This is a genomic window from Aquitalea sp. LB_tupeE (assembly GCF_013391415.1).
GTDB lineage: Bacteria > Pseudomonadota > Gammaproteobacteria > Burkholderiales > Chromobacteriaceae > Aquitalea.
The window spans coordinates 132,883-150,112 of sequence record NZ_JACAXB010000013.1 but is presented as its reverse complement, the minus strand read 5'-3'; the positions used below and the strand labels follow the sequence as shown (position 1 = coordinate 150,112).

The following is a 17,230-nucleotide window of genomic DNA, read 5'->3' as shown; positions in this document are numbered from 1 at the left end:
TGTGTGTATGCTGGGGCATTCCCCATCAAGCACGAGGAAAACCCATGCTGTCACCTACTGAATCCGGAGTGGAAGAACTGGTGCTCAATCTGGTGCTATGGCTGAAACTGGCGGTGGAAGCCAGCGGTGCCGTGGTGATCGGCATTGGTGTACTGGTGGCCGGGGTACGCTATTTGCAGCGCTGTTTTGAGCCGGGGGTGGCGCAATTCAATGCGGTACGGCTGAGTTTTGCCCGCTTTCTGGCACTGGCGCTGGAATTACAATTGGCAGCCGACATACTCTCTACCGCCGTGGCGCCAAGCTGGGACCAGATCGGCAAGCTGGCCGCCATTGCCGTGCTGCGTACCGCGCTCAACTATTTCCTGGGCAAGGAAATCCGCGATACCGAGCACGAGGGCGAAGAACGGCGGCCGGATCAGTCCTGAACATTCACGTGAGGCTGGCGGCGGTACAGATAGCCCGGGTAAACGCGGATGCAGCCACTATCGTCTTCTACCTTGCCGTATTCACCCACCAGCTCCCAACGGGCGCCATCGGCCTGCAAAACGCGGTAAACCGGGCTACCGGCCTGGTAAAACATCAGGTCGTTGCCGTGGAAATGGTCCAGTGGCAATAACGGGTGCTGGCTGGGCAGCACCAGCAACATGGCGGCCGTGCGCTCATCCATGTCTGCCAGTTGCTCCCGGTCTGCCACCACCATGCCGCAGAATGCCAGCAGGAAGGCAATGGGAAGCATCAGCCAATGGCCGCTGGCCAGGCCAAACAGAGTCAGTACCGATGCGCCGGTAAAAAAGAAGCTGCTATGTGTTTTCATGATGTGTGCTTTGCCGGGGGGGGGGGCGTAAAACGACGAACGCCGCCTGTGATGGCGGCGGCGTATGGTTCGGAAACGATGTGGCCCGTCGCAAGAGCCTTCAGACTGTTTAGCTGTTTACGGTTTAGCCTGACATCCGAATTATATGGCGGCTTTTCTGAACTTGATTAATAAAATCAGGCCATTACCAATGCTGTTGGCGTAGCTCCTGCCGTTGCATGGTTTGGCTGCCATGGCCAAAAAAACAACGCCACCCGAAGGTGGCGTTATCTGGTGCAATTCGCAGGCGGCGATTTATTCTTCCGCAGGCTTGGCTTCCGGCGGGGCAATCACCTCGCTGTAGCCACATTCCTTCTGCGGGCAGACTTTCTCGGTACCACGACGCTTGGTGGTCTTGATGGTGAGAATCGGCCAGTTGCACTTGGGGCAGGGCTCGGCGACCGGCGGGTTCCAGGTGGCGTACTTGCACTTGGGATAGGTATTGCAGCTGTAGAACAGCTTGCCGTAGCGGCTCTTGCGCTCAATCAGATGACCGGATTTGCACTCCGGGCATTCCACGCCGGTGTCACGTGGCTTTTCCAGCGGTTCGATGTGCTTGCACTTGGGGTAGTTGGCGCAGCCGATGAACTTGCCATAGCGCCCCTTCTTGATGTGCAGCGCACCGCCACAGTCCGGGCAGACGCGGTCTTCGATCACCGTCGGCGCTTCGGCTTCTTCTGCCGCCTGCTCTGCGGTTTCACCGATATTGCGGGTGTAGTCGCAGTCCGGATAACCGGTACAGGCAATGAAGCGGCCACGCTTGCCAAACTTGATCGACAAAGGCTTGCTGCATTTCGGGCAGGCTTCGTCCAGGCTTTCGGTGGTGACTTCCGCGCGGGAAATGCTTTCCTTCTCGGTAATCTGCTTGGAGAAGCCTTTCCAGAAGCTGTCCATCACCGGCACCCACTCGCGCTGGCCGCTGGCAATATCGTCCAGCTGGTTTTCCAGCTTGGCGGTGAAGTTATAGTCCACGTACTGGCTGAAATGTTCGGTCAGGAACTTGTTGACGATGTCGCCGGTATCGGTGGGCAAGAAGCGTTTCTTGTCCAGGATCACGTACTCACGGTCTTTCAGCGTGGAAATAATGCTGGCGTAGGTGGACGGACGGCCAATGCCGAATTCTTCCAGCGCCTTTACCAGGCTGGCTTCGGAGAAGCGCGGCGGCGGCTGGGTGAAGTGTTGTTCGCCGTACAGCTTGTCTACCGGCAGGCTGTCGCCTTCTTCCAAAAGCGGCAGTTTGGCGTTGTCTTCGTCCTCGGCATCGTCCACGTCTTCTTCGTACACAGCCAGGAAGCCGGCAAAGGTTTGTACCTGGCCGCTGGCGCGGAAAATGCCTTCGCCTACGGCGATGTCCACGCTGGTGGTGTCAAACTTGGCCGGTGCCATCTGGCAGGCCAGGGTGCGCTTCCACACCATGTCGTACAGCTTGAACTGGTCGGTGGTGAGGAAGGGTTTGACCGATTCGGGCGTGCGCAGGATGGACGTCGGGCGGATGGCCTCGTGCGCTTCCTGTGCGTTCTTGGACTTGTTCTTGTAGGCAACCGGGTTTTTGGGCAGGAAGTCGTTGTTGAAAGTGTCGCCGATATAAGTCCGGATTTCTTCAACGGCTTCGTTGGCCAGTGCCACCGAGTCGGTACGCATATAGGTGATCAGACCGACCGTGCCCTGGCCGATGTCGATACCTTCGTACAGTTGCTGCGCGGTACGCATGGTGCGGTCGGTAGTCATGCCCAGCTTGCGCACGGCTTCCTGTTGCAGCGTGGAAGTGGTGAAGGGCGCGGCGGGGCTGCGCGACTTCTTTTTCTTCTCGATGCTGGTGACGGTGGCCGGCTGGTCTTGCAAACGGGCCAGAATGTCGGCGTGTTCGGCATCACCGGGAATGTCGAACTGGTCCAGCTTCTTGCCGCCAAGCTGGGTCAGCTTGGCGGAAAACTTGGTGCGACCCTTGTGGCTGTCCAGATGCACTGACCAGTATTCCTGCTGCACAAAGGCCTTGATCTCGTTCTCGCGTTCGCAGATCAGGCGCAGTGCCGGGCTTTGTACCCGCCCTGCCGACAGGCCGCGGCGGATTTTCTTCCACAGTAGCGGTGACAGGTTGAAACCCACCAGATAATCCAGTGCCCGGCGTGCCTGCTGGGCATCCACCAGGTCCTGCGCCACTTCGCGCGGGTTGCCGATGGCTTCCAAAACCGCATTCTTGGTGATTTCGTGGAACACCACGCGCTGGGCGGTCTTGTCCTTCAGCAGCTTCTTGCTGTTGAGGATTTGCACCAGGTGCCAGGAAATGGCTTCGCCTTCGCGGTCCGGGTCAGTTGCCAGGTAGACATGGTCGACTTCGGCCACGGCCTTGACGATGGCATCAACGTGTTTGCTGTTGCGGGCGATCAGCTGGTATTTCATGGCGAAACCCTTTTCAGGGTCTACCGCACCGTTTTTCGGTACCAGATCGCGCACGTGACCGTAGGAGGCCAGGACTTCAAAGTCCGGTCCCAGGTATTTCTTCAGCGTTTTTGCCTTGGATGGCGACTCAACGATCAAGAGGCTGGAGGGCATGTTTTCGTTTCAGTGTGTACCGGAAACATCCGGTTGATAGCGGTTCTATCTATCAAATAAAGCAAGAGCGCAAATAAAACAAGAGCGCAATTGGCGCTCTTGTAAAAATTCCCTGCCGTAACTGTCAGGCGAGGCGGGATGGTAAGCCCGTAGCGCCAGCGCTGACAAGTCATTGCATGGTGGGTTCGCCATGAATGGCATCCAGCAGTTCTTCCCCCAAGAGGATGGGCAGTTCCGCTTTTTGTGCCCACAGCACCATCAGTGCCACCAGCTTGGCCGAGCCGACATTGATGTCGTCATCGGGTAGTTCGCACAGCCGGTCTATCACCATTTCCCGCTGCGATGGCGACAGCGCGCCGTGATCTTCCAGAAACTGGATCAGGCCGCGCACATCGGTGGGCAGGCGCTCCAGTTCGGCATCGGCGTAAATACGCATGCCAACCGCGTCATCCGCGCTGGCATACAGGCCGTCAACCATATTGGCAACATTGTCCAGCCAGTCGAGCGCATCGTTGATTTCTTCGTCTTCGAAGCCAGCGGCTTCCAGCTGGCGCATCAGCGAGCCGCGGTCGCCAAAGGCATCAGGATCACGATACTGCTCGAACAAATAAGTGAGAACGTCAAACATCAGGTCTTCTTCAAATGAACTGCTACAGGGGCTGGTCCGGATCAGACCAGTCGCTGAACCCGCCCGCCGGGCAGGCTGGTCAGCTTGCCGGCAAGTTCCAGCTCCAGCAGCATCGCGTAAACCTCCCCCTGCGTCAACCCAAGTTGTGTTGCCAGCGCCTCGCTGCTGACCGGATCAAAGCCCATGAGGGCCAGAATCGGGTCATCCACCGGCGGATTTGTCCATTCTGTTTCTGCCAGCGTGACTGGAGGCAAAACCACGCGGCCGATTTCATCCAGCACGTCATCCACGGTTTCGATCAGGCGGGCACCATCACGCAGTAAACGGTGACAACCGCGCGCTTGCGGGTTGTGAATCGAACCGGGAACCGCCATGACCTCGCGCCCGCTTTCTGCGGCCAGTCTGGCGGTTATCAGCGAGCCGGAATTGATATTGGCTTCCACCACCAGACAACCGCGCGACAAGCCCGCGATGATGCGGTTGCGGCGTGGGAAGTGGCCGGCGACAGGGCCTGCACCCAGTGGAAACTCGGACAAAATCAGGCCGGAACGGCCGATCTGGTGGGCAAGCTCACGATTACTGGCCGGATAAACCCGGTCTATCCCGGTGCCGATGACCGCAATGGTGGAGCCTGACTCCTGCAAGGCTCCCCGGTGAGCAGCGGCATCAATGCCACTGGCCAGGCCACTGACTATGGTGTAGCCGTGTGCTGCCAGTTGGCGGGCAAAATCCTCGGCAATCTGCTTGCCCGGCGGAGTGGCACTGCGGCTGCCCACCATGGCCAGCATCGGGCGTTGCAACAAGGCGCGCTGTCCGCGTGCAAACAGCAGTGGAGGCGGAGCCGCGGTTTCTGCCAGGGCTTGCGGGTAATCGTCATCCTGCAGGCTCAGCAGGCTGCAATTCTCCTGTTCGGCCCAGGCGAGGGCCGCCTGGGCATCGGCTTCGGCACGCCGCTCGCGCAGTGCCAGGGCGATGTCCTGTCCGATCAGTGGTGCGGTTTGTGCCGTGTTGGCCGCCAGAACATGGCTGGCGCTACCAAAAGTGGCGATCAACTTGAGAAAACTGGCCGGACCAATGCCCGGTGTCAGGGCCAGCAGCAGCCAGTCTTCGTTATGCCGGCTCATTCGCTTTCCGGCGCGTTGACCACATCCCCCACGCTGGCTGCGTCGGTGCTGTCCAGCACCAGGCCGTAGGAAACCTTGTCGAATACGCGGTAGATGAAAATCTTGCCAATGTTCTGGCCTGGCAAGGTGACTTCTTTTTTCTGTCCATCCGCCATGATCAGGGTAACCGGTTTGGCGTTCTTGACGATGTTGAACACGTCACCCGGTTCCACCTGTTCACGCTGGCCACGGTTGATCACTACGTTGGAATACTGGGCCGCACCATCCACACCGTCATACACCGAGATGATCTGCCCCTGGATGCCTGCATCCGGGCTGTGGGGAACGTAGCTGACAAACTGGTCTCTGGGCGCCTTGATCAGGCGGTCGCCTACCAAAATTTCGCTATTGACCTTGGTCAGGTGCATGGTCTGGATTTCTTCACCCAATTTGTCCACCACGGCATCGCCGCCATACATTACCTCGTAGCCGAGGTTTTCCTTGGTCACGGGGTCAATCAGCGGTTTGCTGGCGCGATACACCTGCCAGGTGCCGGTGCTGGCTACACCGTTGGTATAAATGCGGTCGCCAGAACCAAAGGCCAGACGTTCCTCCGGGCCCGCCACCAGACGCGGCGAGGTCAGGAACTCTTCTTCGTTCACTACCAGCGGGCGGTAGAGGAAGGGCTCGATGGCCTTGGCCGGAATACTGGAGATGGCCTTGTCGATGTCAGTCATCCTGACTTGCGGAGACAGGCGTACATCACCCTGACGGCCCTTTTCCAGGGTCAGACGCGGTTTGCCGTTTACATAGGTCAGTACCAGGACGTCACCAGGGTAGATCCAGTGCGGATTCTTGACTTCGCTCTTGTTCATCTGCCACAAGCTGGGCCATTTCCACGGGCTCTTGAGATAGCGGCCGGAAATACCCCACAGCGTGTCGCCTTTCACTACGGTGTAACGCGCCGGTGCGCCGGGCTTGATGGTCAGGGTATCGGAAAAAGCCGGGAGAGCCAGTCCCAGAGCCAAAGCAAGCGATATAATACTTTTACGCATGAAAAGTGCCCCAATATTGAGTGTAATGAGCGCCCGCGAGCGCTCCTTTGACAAACGAGCATGCGTCAGACATGTCTATTATCGATGTGCTGATGGCATTAAGACAACTTGGAGCAATAAAACCGATGGCGCTGCTGAACATTTTGCATTATCCGGATGCGCGTCTGCACACCGTGGCCACGCCGGTCGAGACCTTTGACGCTGCCTTGCAGACCCAGATCGACAACATGTTTGAAACCATGTACGAGGCCAAGGGTATTGGCCTGGCTGCTACCCAGGTGGACTATCACCAGCGATTGGTGGTGATGGATATTTCCGAAGACCATAACGAACGCCGCGTCTTCATCAACCCGGTCATCATCGAAAAAGAAGGTGAGACGGTTTACGAAGAAGGCTGCCTGTCGGTGCCGGGTATCTACGACAAGGTTACCCGGGCCGAACGGGTCAAGGTGCGTGCTCAGGATGCCACCGGTGCCCAGTATGAACTGGAAGCCGACGGCTTGCTGGCCATTTGCATTCAGCATGAAATTGATCATCTGGATGGCAAGGTCTTTGTGGAGTACCTGTCCGAACTCAAGCAAGGCCGGATTCGCACCAAGCTGAAAAAGCGCGAAAAACAGAATATGTGATGAATGAACCTGTCCGGAACTGGTCGGACGGGTGATGCTGATAAAGACAGGTGTGTCCTGTCTTGCTGATTGCGGGTTGACGATGAAACTGATTTTTGCCGGTACGCCGGAATTTGCCGCTGCCGCACTGCGCGCCTTGCTGGCCGCCGGTCATGAAATTGCCCTGGTGCTGACCCAGCCGGACCGTCCGGCCGGGCGGGGCATGAAGCTCAAACCCAGTCCGGTGAAGGAAGTAGCGCTGGAACACGGCTTGCGGGTGGAGCAGCCTTTGTCGCTCAAGATCGACGAAGCCCAGGCCATGCTGCGCGAGATCGGTGCCGAACTGATGGTGGTGGCGGCCTACGGCCTGTTGCTGCCCAAGGCGGTGCTGGACATTCCGCCGCGCGGCTGTCTGAACATTCATGCCTCGCTACTGCCGCGCTGGCGTGGTGCTGCGCCTATCCAGCGGGCCATTCTGGCCGGCGACAGTGAAACCGGCATCACCATCATGCAGATGGATGTGGGGCTGGATACTGGTGCCATGTTGTCGGTACACCCGCTGGCCATTACCGAGGACGATACGGCAGCCAGCCTGCACGACAAGCTTGCGGTGTGCGGTGCCGAGGCCATTGTCAGCACCCTGGCGACACTGGATGGCCTGAATGCGCAGCCGCAGCCGGAACAAGGCATCACCTACGCGCACAAGCTGACCAAGGCCGAGGCCGAGGTGAACTGGCAACTGTCAGCTACCGAGATTGTCCGTGCCATCCGTGCCTACAACCCGGCACCGGGTGCGTTTACCCAACTGGCTGGTGAGCCGCTCAAGCTGTGGCAGGCCCATGCCATTGCCGGTCAGGCCGAACCTGGCCTGGTGGTGCGTGCGGATGCCGATGGCGTGGTGGTGGGCAGTGGCGACGGGCTGATAGTGCTGACGCAATTGCAAACTGCTGGTGGCAAGCGGCTGAGTGCGCGCGACTTTGCTGCAGGCCGCGCCACGCTGGCGGGAACCCGTCTGGGGCAGTAAGCGTCTTTCACTGGTCACAGCACAAGGAGGGTACATGAACAATATGTTCAAGACGGCCATGCTGATGGCCGCGTTTGTCGCTTTTCTCGGCATCATCGGTGCGCTGATTGGAGGGCGGAACGGCTTGATGCTGGCGCTGTTTTTTGCCGGTGCCATGAATCTGTTCGCCTACTGGAATTCAGACCAAATGGTGTTGCGTATGTACAACGCCCAGGAGGTCGATGCCCAGTCGGCACCAGAGTTTTACGGCATGGTGGCCGAGCTGGCTCAGCGTGCCGGCCTGCCCATGCCACGGGTCTATGTCATTCACGAAGAGCAACCCAACGCCTTTGCCACCGGGCGCGATCCCGAACATGCTGCTGTCGCAGCCACCACCGGCATCATGCGTATGCTGGACTACCGTGAATTGCGTGGGGTGATGGCGCACGAGCTGGCCCATGTGCGGCATCGCGATACCCTGATTTCCACCATCAGCGCCACCATGGCCGGTGCGGTGTCGGCCTTGGCCAACTTTGCCATGTTCTTTGGCGGACGTGACGAGAGCGGCCGTCCGGTCAATCCGCTGGCCGGCATTTTGCTGGCCATCCTGGCGCCGCTGGCTGCCAGCCTGATCCAGATGGCCATTTCCCGCGCCCGCGAATTCGAAGCCGACCGTGGTGGGGCCGAAATTTCTGGTGATCCGCTGGCATTGGCGGCTGCGCTGCAAAAGATTGAGTACTACGCTCAAGGTATTGCCATGCCAACCGCACAGGCTCATCCGGAAACCGCCCAGATGATGATCATCAACCCGCTGGCCGGACTGGATGTGGGCGAATTGTTCCGTACCCATCCGCATACCGAGGAGCGCATTGCCCGCTTGTACGCTATGGCGCGCGGCGTGGGCTGAACGTATCATGCGCATCTGAACAAACACACGGGCCGGTACCGCCAGGCGGATACCGGCCGTTTTCATACGGCGAGAGCACAGTCCTCGCCGTTTGCCATTTCAAGGTTTTGACATGCATCGCATACAGCAACTGGCCGCCGAAGTGCTGGGCCAGGTGGAATCCGGCCGTACCCTGACCGAGGCGCTGGCTCAGGCTCAACGTCAGGGCGCAGACCTGACGGCGCAAGAGCGCGCTGCTTTGCAGGACATTTGCTACGGCAGCCTGCGTCAACTGGCACGCCTGCGTTTCTGGTTGCGCCGCCTGGTGCCCAAGGCCTTGCCGGATGCCCAGCTGGAGCGGGTATTGCAGGTGGCTTTCTATCAACTGGTGTATACCCGCGCCGCAGATTACGCCGTCGTCAACGAGGCAGTAAAGCTGGCGGAGCGGCTGGCCCGCGGCAAGTTCAAAGCCCTGGTCAATGGCGTGCTGCGCAATTTTTTGCGCCAGCGCGAGGAAATGCTGCGCTTGGCACAGAAAGATCTGGAGGCTGCCACCAATCACCCGCGCTGGTGGGTAAAAGCCATCCAACAGGCCTATCCGCAAGCGTGGTCGTCCATCCTGGAGTGGAATAACAGCCATCCGCCGATGACCTTGCGCGTCAACGCCCGCAAGAGCACGGTGGCCGCCTATCTGGCCCAGCTCGAAGCGCTGGGCATGCGTGCAACAGCACTGGATGACCAGAGCGGCATCCTGCTGGACAAGCCGGTGAATGTGCGCGAACTGCCGGGTTTTGCAGATGGCGTGGTATCGGTACAGGACTGGGGCGCGCAGCAAGCAGCCCGCCTGCTGGATCTGCAAGCCGGACAGCGTGTGCTGGATGCTTGCGCCGCGCCGGGTGGCAAAACCTGTCATATGCTGGAAATGGTAGATGTAGACATGACCGCGCTGGATATCGACCCGCAGCGACTGCAACGGGTGGCAGAGAACCTGCAGCGCGGTGGCTTGCACGCCAGCCTGCACGCGGCTGATGCCGGGCAGGCGGCTGACTGGTGGGATGGCAAACCGTTCGATCGCATCCTGGCTGACGTGCCGTGCTCGGCATCCGGGGTCGTGCGTCGTCATCCGGATATCAAGTGGCTGCGCCGTCCGGGCGATTTTGCCACCCTGGCTGCCCAGCAGGCGCAGATGGTTGACACGCTATGGGGGCTACTCGCGTCCGGCGGGAAAATGCTATACGCTACGTGCTCGATTTTTCCGGAAGAAAATCAGCAACAGTTGGCCGCATTCCTGGCGCGTCATGCCGATGCAGAATGCCTGGATCAGCAGCAATTGTTGCCCTGTGAGCGTCATGACGGTTTCTATTACGCGTTGCTTGCGAAGCATTAGCCTGTTGCTATGGCTACTGGTCTGTGCCGTTCCCACGGCGCAGGCCGATGGCATTCTGGCGCGCCGTGCCGATGCCGAACTGACGCAAGACGGCCAGCTCTCGCTCAGCACCCGCTTCCAGACCAAGTTATCCAGCAGCCTGAATGATGCGCTGGCACAAGGTGTCACCTTGACCTTCCGGCTGGAGTTCGAACTGACCCGGCCCCGTAGTACTGCCTACTATCTGAATCTGAAAGAGTGGTTCGAGCCGCACGCCAGCCTCACCTTCAAGCTGTCCTATCAGTCCCTGACCAGTCGCTATCGCGTTACCATCGGCAGCTTTTCAAATTATTACCGTTCCCTGTCCGAGGCCATGGGTGCCCTGGGCTCCATCCAGGACTGGCGCGTCCTGCAAAGTGGTGCGCTCGATCCACGCAGCCCCGGTAGCGTGGCCGGTCGGGTGCGGCTGGTACTGGATATCAGCGAGTTGCCCAAGCCCTTCCAGCTCAATGCCCTTGGCTCCGGGGAATGGAGCCTGTCCTCCAACTGGACCAGCATCAACATGAAAGAAAGTAGCTGATGCGCTACGCCGCCATTGCCTTGGCGACGTTCGGAGCCATCATGCTCTACCTGCTGGCCATTGCCACCGGCAATGCCTCCAAGCTGGCCGAATACTATTGGTGGGTGTTCGGGCTGAACAGCCTGTTGCTGGTCGGCCTGCTGGCCGTGGTGGGGCGACAGCTGCTGCGGCTGCGCCAGCGGGTGAAGGGCAGGGTGTTCGGTGCCAAGCTGACCCAGCGCTTGGTAATGATGTTTGCCGTGGTCGCCCTGGTGCCGGGCATGCTGGTGTTCACCATTTCTGCGCAGTTCCTCACCCGCAGTATCGAAAGCTGGTTTGACGTGCGGGTGGAATCCGCGCTGGATCGCGGACTGGAACTGGGCAAGGGCGCGCTTAACTACGTACTGGAAGATGTAGCCCGCAAGAGCCGCGTGGTACTGGACGATATTGACGGCATGCCCTCCCTGATGCTGCCGTCGCGGCTGGAGCGCCTGCGCGAACAACTGGGCTTGCTCGAGGTGGCCATCTTTAATAAATCCGGACAACTGCTCAACTTTGCCAGCAGCAATGCCCGGCAATTGCCGCAGGCCCCATCCCGTGATGCCCTGCGCGGCCTGAAGCTCCGCCAAGGCAGCAAATCGGTAGAAAATGACGCCGCCGGGCTCACCTTGCGTGTCTTGCTGCCCTATCGCACGCTGGATGGCGAGTGGCGTGTCTTGCAAGTGGTGCAGGCCGCGCCGCAATCCATTGCCCGCGATGCCGAGCAGATCGAAACCGCTCGGGCCGAATACCATCAGTTGCTGCTGTCGCGTGATGGCCTGAAAACCTTCTACATGCTGACGCTGGCTTTGGCCTGTCTGCTGGCACTGACCTCGGCCCTGGCATTTGCCTTGTTTCTGTCCGAACGCTTGTCCGCACCGTTGTCCGAGCTGGCCGCCGGTACCCGCGCCGTCGCGCAAGGGGACTTCTCCAAGCGCCACCCGGTCTATCGGCGTGACGAACTGGGTATGCTGACCACGCTGTTCAACCGCATGACCCAGCAGCTGGATGAAGCACGCCAGACCGCCAACCAGACCCAACAGGCACTGGAAAGCGGCAAGCTTTACCTGGAAAGCATCCTGGCCAATCTCTCTGCCGGGGTGATTGCACTGGATGCCGCCTGGCAGCTGCGTGCTGCCAATACCAGCGCCGGACGCATACTGGGTGTTGACTTCTCCGAACTGGTGCCCTACCCGGTTGCGCAGTGGTCCACCCGGGTTCCCGCCCTGATTCCCCTGGTGGACACCATGCTGCAGCATGGTGAAAACAAGCAGGAAGAAGAATGGCAAACCCAGCTCGATTACATGACCGGGCAGGGGCCGCGTAGCCTGCTGGTACGCGGTGCGCGCTTGCCCGAACGCTCCGGAAGCGGTTATGTTGTGGTGTTCGATGACATTACCGAGCTGGCGCGGGCGCAGCGGGACGCTGCCTGGGGCGAAGTGGCCAAGAGGCTGGCGCATGAAATCCGCAATCCGCTCACGCCCATCCAGCTGTCGGCCGAACGTTTGGCGATGAAACTTTCTGCCAAACTCGAAACTGCCGATGCGGACATGCTCAAGCGTTCAACCGATACCATCATCAAACAGGTTGCGGCACTGAAAAACATGGTGGATGCCTTCCGCGATTATGCCCGGGCACCGCGCATCAAACTCAGTGAACTTGATCTCAATCAGGTGGTGAGAGAGGTAAGTACGCTGTACGAATCCAATCCGGCTGTTAAGATTGAACTGGAAGAACGGCCGCTGATGATCATGGGGGACGCCGCACTATTACGGCAGGTATTGCATAACCTGATGCAGAATGCACAGGATGCGGTCCTTGACGTTGACATCCCGATGATTCACATTAGCAGCCGACAAGAAGGAAGAAACGCGATCGTCTGCGTGCAGGACAACGGTTCGGGCTTTCCCGCCGAGCTCCTGCCACGCGCGTTCGAGCCCTATGTGACCAGCAAGCCCAAGGGCACGGGGCTGGGACTGGCGGTGGTGAAGAAAATAGCGGAGGAACACCATGGTCAGGTCACATTGGGGAATGGCGAGCAGCACGGCGCGCGCATTCTTCTCACCCTGCCATTGCTGGAGGCCTAATGCGTAGCAGCGATATATTGATTGTTGATGACGAGATCGGGATTCGTGAACTGCTCTCGGAGATCCTGCAGGATGAGGGATACACGGTTGCCCTGGCGGAAAACGCCGAGGTTGCCAGGCAGTTGCGCAACCAGACACGTCCGGCACTGGTGTTGCTGGATATCTGGATGCCCGACTGCGACGGCGTGACACTGCTGAAGGAATGGGCAAAGTCAGGTCAGTTGAACATGCCGGTGGTGATGATGTCCGGCCACGCCAGTATTGATACGGCAGTGGAAGCCACCCGCATCGGTGCTTTCGATTTCCTGGAAAAACCTATCGCCCTGCAAAAGCTGCTGACCACCGTACAGCGGGCTTTGAAGTATGGCGACATGCAGGCCAATACCTCGCTGAACCTGGACAAGCTGGGTCGCAGCGAACCCATCCAGGAGCTCAAGCGTCAGCTGGAGCGGGTTGCCAAGGTCAAGTCGCCGGTGCTGTTGACCGGCGAGCCGGGTTCCGGGTTCGAGCTGGTGGCGCGTTTTTTCCATCAGGGCAATACCCCCTGGGTAACCCCGGCCAAACCGGAACAACTGGCAGACGCACCGCTGGAGTTGCTGCAAAAGGCAAATAACGGCGTGTTGTTCCTGCCGGAAATCGGCCAATACAACCGCCGGGTACAGCAAGGTTTGCTGTTCCTGCTGTCCAAGCTGGATCGCTTCAACGTGCGTCTGCTGTGTTCTTGCAGCCGCCCCTTGCAGGAACTGCTGGTGGACCCGGAATGCGATAACCGTCTGCTGACTGCATTGTCCAGCGTGATTGTGCCGATTCCCCCGCTGCGTGAGCATGCAGAGGACATCATCTTCATCGCCGAACAGATCCTGATCGAGCTGGTGGAGTCACGGCAGATTCCCAACAAGAAACTGACCACTGCGGCGCTGAATGCCCTGCGTCAGTATGACTGGCCGGGGAATCTGGAACAGCTGCGCAGCATCATCAAGAGCCTGGCGCTGACCTCCGAGTCGGACGATGTGGATGCCCCGGAAGTCAACAAGGTACTGGCCCAGTTCCGCCATGAAAAACCGGTGGAAGAGTCCGGCTTCGACTTCAACATGCCTTTGCGTGAATTGCGCGAACAGCTGGAGCGTCGTTACTTCGAGTACCACATCTCGCTGGAAAACGGCAATATGAGCCGCGTGGCACAGAAAGTGGGCCTGGAACGTACTCACCTGTATCGCAAGCTCAAGCAGTTGGGCATCAAGTTCGCCCGCAAGGTGGTGGAAGAATAATCCGCCATCAGTTCCACCAGACGCCAGCCTTGTGCTGGCGTTTTGTTTTTCCGGCTAGCTCGCAGGAACTATGGCGTCTGCCTGCTGATTTGACTAAGCTTCACCCTCATGACAGATCTGAACGATGCGGCGCTGCTGCGCTATAGCCGGCACATCTTGCTGCCGGAAATCGATATCGAAGGCCAGCAGCGGTTGGCTGCGGCGCGGGTATTGGTGATTGGTGCTGGCGGGCTGGGCTCGCCGGTGGCGCTGTACCTGGCCAGTGCCGGTGTCGGCCATATCACGCTGGCGGACGATGACGCGGTGGAGCTGAGCAATCTGCAGCGCCAGGTGGTACACGATATGGCCTCGCTGGGGCAGAACAAGGCTGAATCGGCCCGTGCCCGCATGCTGGCACTCAATCCGGACATCTCCGTACGTGCGCTGGGCGAGCGTCTGGATGCCACGCGTTTGCAGGAGGAAGCCCGGGCGCATGACCTGCTGCTGGATTGCTCGGATAATTTCGCTACCCGTCATGCGGTCAACCGTGCCAGCGTGGCAGCCGCGGTGCCGCTGGTGTCCGGTGCCGCCGTGCGCTTTGCCGGACAGCTGGCGGTGTTTGATCCGCGCGTGGCAGGTTCACCCTGTTATCACTGCCTGTTTGCCGAGGAGGGTGAGGCCTCCGATGGCCCGTGTGCCACCTTTGGCGTGTTGTCACCACTGGTAGGCGTGATTGGCAGCTTGCAGGCGGTGGAAGCAGTGAAGCTGCTGGCCGGGCGTGCGCCGGTACTTGGCCGGTTGACCCTGTACGATGCATTGACTGGTGAATTCCGCCAGATGAAGTTCAGCCGGGATCCGGCCTGCCCGGTGTGTACTACGGCCTGAGCTTCCCCGGTTCTGACCAACACAAAGCCCCGCATTGGCGGGGCTTTGTGTTGAATGGCTCAGGCACCCAGTTGCTGGTTGAGTATCTGGTGCACTTCCTTGAAATCCATCACGCCGACATAGCGCTTGAGGATATTGCCCTGCTTGTCGATCAGGAAGGTGGTCGGTGCTAGCTGGATATCGCCGAAGGCCTTGGCAATACTGCCTTCTCCATCCAGGGCGACAAAGAAGGGTAGCTGGTATTTCTGCACAAAGGCCTGCACGTAGTTGGGCGGGTCATAACTCATGGCGACCGCCATGATCTGCAAGCCCTTGCTGCCATACTGCTGGTGCAGCTTCTTGATTTCCGGCATTTCTTCCACGCAGCCCGAACAGCTGGTAGCCCAGAAATTCACCAGCACCACCTTGCCCTTGAGCGAGGCGGTATCGGCGCGCTGGCCGTTAAGCGAGGTGTAGCTGACCTGTGGAGCTGCATTGCGGTCGAACAGTGTGGTGTAGGCAATCAGGCCGACTACGGCCACGGCCAGGAGCGAGAGCAGAACCTTCTTCATGCGGGGTCATCCGGGAGGTGGAAAAACGGCAGCCCCACAGGCGTGGGGCAACCGGCACTATTGGTCCAGCATGGATTGCAGGAGTTCCTTCAATTGTCCCTCAAGTGTCACCGCCTTGTTCTGCTTGGCGTCAAATACTACAAAGGTGACATCGGCTTCTGCGACGACTTTGTCAGTGCCCGCCAGGGTGACGCGCTGGTGCATTACTGCGCTGCGGCTGCCAATGGTCTTGACCGAGGTGGCAATGGCCAGCGCATCGCCCATGGTAGCCGGATAGCGGTAGTCGATATTGATGTTGACCACCACCAGTGCCAGGCCGGACTGCAGGAACCAGGGCAGGTCGCCGCGCTCTTCAAAGAAAGTCCAGCGGGCTTCTTCCAGGAATTCCAGATAACGGGCGTTGTTGACGTGGCCGTACAGGTCCAGGTGATAGCCACGGACCTTGATATTTGTTTCATGTGTCATGTGTTTCCCCTCGGTGTGAAGCTGGGTCTCAATCCTCGGCATTGAGGTCCAGCGGAACGAATGGCTCGCGCTCTAGCGGCGTCTCGACCATATCGGTAAGAACAGAGTGGATTTCAACATCGAACCACTCCAGGAACAGGGCCGGTGTCAGTTGCGCCGGCCACAGTGTTTCATCATCGCACCAGTCGGCCAGCTCGGCTTGAAACAGCATGCGGTAGTGTTGCAGCACAAAGTCATGGGCGGATTCATAATCGTCCGCCGCCGGAATCAGCAGGGCATTGCAATCCCGGGTGAGGCTTTCGAGCTCCAGCTGGCCGTCCAGATCGCCGGGCAATTGTTGCAGCCATGCGAGAAACGGTGCCCGGGGACGAATCAGGGCGATGCTGCGATTGACTTCAAACATGGTGAATCCTTGCATTAATGGCTGGAAAGCTGGTTGTCGCGGGTGAAGGCGAAGGTTTGCACAATGATTTTGGCACCTTGCGCTGCCAGTGCCGGCGGGAAGGGGCTGAATGGCGCACTCATCTGCACGATGCGCCGCGCACCTTCATCCAGTACGCTATGCCCGGAGCCGCGCAGGATACGGCATTTGACCAGGTTGCCATCTGCGGCGACGGTCACTTCCAGCGTCACCGAGCCATGGACGTTCTGGCGGCGCGCTTCCTCCGGATAATTCAGGTTGCCGATCCGTTCGATGCGCAGGCGCCAGTCGGTCTGGTAGCGCGCCCATTCGTAGCGGTGGGTGCTGTCGCCGCTGCCGCTTTTGCTGCCGGACTCCTGAGCACTGTCGTTCAGCGCCACATCACCCCGTTGCACACTGTTCAGCCCGCCCACCTGCGCCAGCAATGCAGCTGCATTCACTGTTGCTGGCGGATTGCTGTTGTCACCCGCGCTGGGGGGGGGCAAGGTAGCAGCCTGCTTGTTGCCTGATTGGCGAATAGTGTGTACCTGGCGTTGCTGTGGCGCGGCCTGGGCAGGCTCCGCCGCCTGTGCGGCGGGTGTCGGCTGTTCGTTGAGATTGCGATGGCTGGCCTGGCGGAGTTTTTCGGTGGTATTGCCACTGCCCTGATTATTGTCGGTGCCCAGGCGGCGGGTGTCCGGCGCGGTCTTGCTGGGCGTGCTGGCCAGGTTCACGCTGATGGTGTGGCTTTCTGCCAATTGCAGCGGCCGTACCCATGAAATCATGCTGGAACCAAACAGCAAGACATGAGCCAGTACCGAAACGGCGATCATGATGATCAGCGTCAGTTTCTGGTTGTGGCTGGCAGGGTTGCGCAGATGGGCAGTCATGGTTGTGCGGCAGGCTCCGTAGGTCTGCTGCAGTTTAACATGCGGCAGCCAT

General features: G+C 59.4%; 18 protein-coding genes. 9 read left to right on the top strand and 9 right to left on the bottom strand.

The window, feature by feature from the left end:
• Positions 1–44 precede the first annotated feature (44 nt).
• Positions 45–425, top strand: a complete 381-nt coding sequence (locus HWX34_RS06030; protein ID WP_178971399.1) for a DUF1622 domain-containing protein — start codon at positions 45–47, stop codon at positions 423–425.
• On the opposite strand, the gene HWX34_RS06025 is transcribed toward HWX34_RS06030, so the two are convergent.
• The 5 genes from HWX34_RS06025 to HWX34_RS06005 all read right to left on the bottom strand — a co-directional run bounded on the left by HWX34_RS06025 (position 416) and on the right by HWX34_RS06005 (position 6,192).
• Positions 416–814: a hypothetical protein gene (locus tag HWX34_RS06025; protein ID WP_178971398.1), complete on the bottom strand. Its 399-nt coding sequence runs from the start codon at positions 812–814 to the stop codon at positions 416–418. The genes HWX34_RS06030 and HWX34_RS06025 overlap by 10 nt on opposite strands.
• Positions 815–1,108: 294 nt before the next feature.
• On the bottom strand, positions 1,109–3,406 hold the full coding sequence (topA, locus tag HWX34_RS06020) for a type I DNA topoisomerase (RefSeq protein WP_178971397.1): 2,298 nt from the start codon (positions 3,404–3,406) through the stop codon (positions 1,109–1,111).
• Between the two features lie 169 nt (positions 3,407–3,575).
• Positions 3,576–4,034 carry a DUF494 family protein gene (locus HWX34_RS06015; RefSeq protein ID WP_045846407.1) on the bottom strand — a complete coding sequence of 153 codons (459 nt, stop codon included), beginning with the start codon at positions 4,032–4,034 and terminating at the stop codon, positions 3,576–3,578.
• Between the two features lie 41 nt (positions 4,035–4,075).
• The gene (gene dprA / locus HWX34_RS06010) at positions 4,076–5,158 is read right to left on the bottom strand and encodes a DNA-processing protein DprA (RefSeq protein ID WP_178971396.1); all 1,083 of its coding nucleotides are present in this window, start codon (positions 5,156–5,158) and stop codon (positions 4,076–4,078) included.
• Positions 5,155–6,192, bottom strand: a complete 1,038-nt coding sequence (locus tag HWX34_RS06005; protein ID WP_178971395.1) for a LysM peptidoglycan-binding domain-containing protein — start codon at positions 6,190–6,192, stop codon at positions 5,155–5,157. Before HWX34_RS06005 ends, dprA begins: the two co-directional genes overlap by 4 nt.
• Positions 6,193–6,317: 125 nt before the next feature.
• On the opposite strand from HWX34_RS06005, the gene def reads away from it, so the two are divergent.
• From def to HWX34_RS05965, 8 genes are all read left to right on the top strand, one after another.
• Positions 6,318–6,821: a peptide deformylase gene (def, locus tag HWX34_RS06000; protein WP_178971553.1), complete on the top strand. Its 504-nt coding sequence runs from the start codon at positions 6,318–6,320 to the stop codon at positions 6,819–6,821.
• A gap of 82 nt (positions 6,822–6,903) precedes the next feature.
• A complete protein-coding gene (fmt, locus tag HWX34_RS05995) occupies positions 6,904–7,824 on the top strand; it encodes a methionyl-tRNA formyltransferase (protein ID WP_178971394.1) in 921 nt (306 codons plus the stop codon).
• A gap of 34 nt (positions 7,825–7,858) precedes the next feature.
• A complete protein-coding gene (gene htpX / locus HWX34_RS05990) occupies positions 7,859–8,710 on the top strand; it encodes a zinc metalloprotease HtpX (RefSeq protein ID WP_178971393.1) in 852 nt (283 codons plus the stop codon).
• A 112-nt stretch (positions 8,711–8,822) separates the two neighbouring features.
• The gene (rsmB, locus tag HWX34_RS05985) at positions 8,823–10,076 is read left to right on the top strand and encodes a 16S rRNA (cytosine(967)-C(5))-methyltransferase RsmB (protein ID WP_178971392.1); all 1,254 of its coding nucleotides are present in this window, start codon (positions 8,823–8,825) and stop codon (positions 10,074–10,076) included.
• 4 nt (positions 10,077–10,080) lie between these two features.
• On the top strand, positions 10,081–10,635 hold the full coding sequence (locus HWX34_RS05980) for a DUF4390 domain-containing protein (RefSeq protein WP_255496590.1): 555 nt from the start codon (positions 10,081–10,083) through the stop codon (positions 10,633–10,635).
• Positions 10,635–12,740: an ATP-binding protein gene (locus HWX34_RS05975; protein WP_178971390.1), complete on the top strand. Its 2,106-nt coding sequence runs from the start codon at positions 10,635–10,637 to the stop codon at positions 12,738–12,740. The genes HWX34_RS05980 and HWX34_RS05975 overlap by 1 nt, the downstream gene beginning before the upstream one ends.
• Positions 12,740–14,008, top strand: a complete 1,269-nt coding sequence (locus HWX34_RS05970) for a sigma-54 dependent transcriptional regulator (protein ID WP_045846398.1) — start codon at positions 12,740–12,742, stop codon at positions 14,006–14,008. The genes HWX34_RS05975 and HWX34_RS05970 overlap by 1 nt, the downstream gene beginning before the upstream one ends.
• A gap of 108 nt (positions 14,009–14,116) precedes the next feature.
• Positions 14,117–14,872: a molybdopterin-synthase adenylyltransferase MoeB gene (locus HWX34_RS05965; RefSeq protein WP_178971389.1), complete on the top strand. Its 756-nt coding sequence runs from the start codon at positions 14,117–14,119 to the stop codon at positions 14,870–14,872.
• A 59-nt stretch (positions 14,873–14,931) separates the two neighbouring features.
• Here the strand turns inward: HWX34_RS05965 and HWX34_RS05960 are convergent, their stop codons facing one another.
• From HWX34_RS05960 to HWX34_RS05945, 4 genes are read right to left on the bottom strand one after another with little or no spacing between them, the layout of a single operon-like run.
• A complete protein-coding gene (locus tag HWX34_RS05960) occupies positions 14,932–15,423 on the bottom strand; it encodes a TlpA disulfide reductase family protein (RefSeq protein ID WP_178971388.1) in 492 nt (163 codons plus the stop codon).
• A 57-nt stretch (positions 15,424–15,480) separates the two neighbouring features.
• Entirely contained in the window at positions 15,481–15,888 is a 408-nt protein-coding gene (locus HWX34_RS05955; RefSeq protein ID WP_255496589.1) for a thioesterase family protein, read from the bottom strand.
• A 28-nt stretch (positions 15,889–15,916) separates the two neighbouring features.
• Entirely contained in the window at positions 15,917–16,291 is a 375-nt protein-coding gene (locus tag HWX34_RS05950) for a VacJ (protein WP_178971386.1), read from the bottom strand.
• A gap of 14 nt (positions 16,292–16,305) precedes the next feature.
• Positions 16,306–17,178 carry an energy transducer TonB gene (locus HWX34_RS05945; protein WP_178971385.1) on the bottom strand — a complete coding sequence of 291 codons (873 nt, stop codon included), beginning with the start codon at positions 17,176–17,178 and terminating at the stop codon, positions 16,306–16,308.
• Between the last annotated feature and the right edge of the window lie 52 nt (positions 17,179–17,230).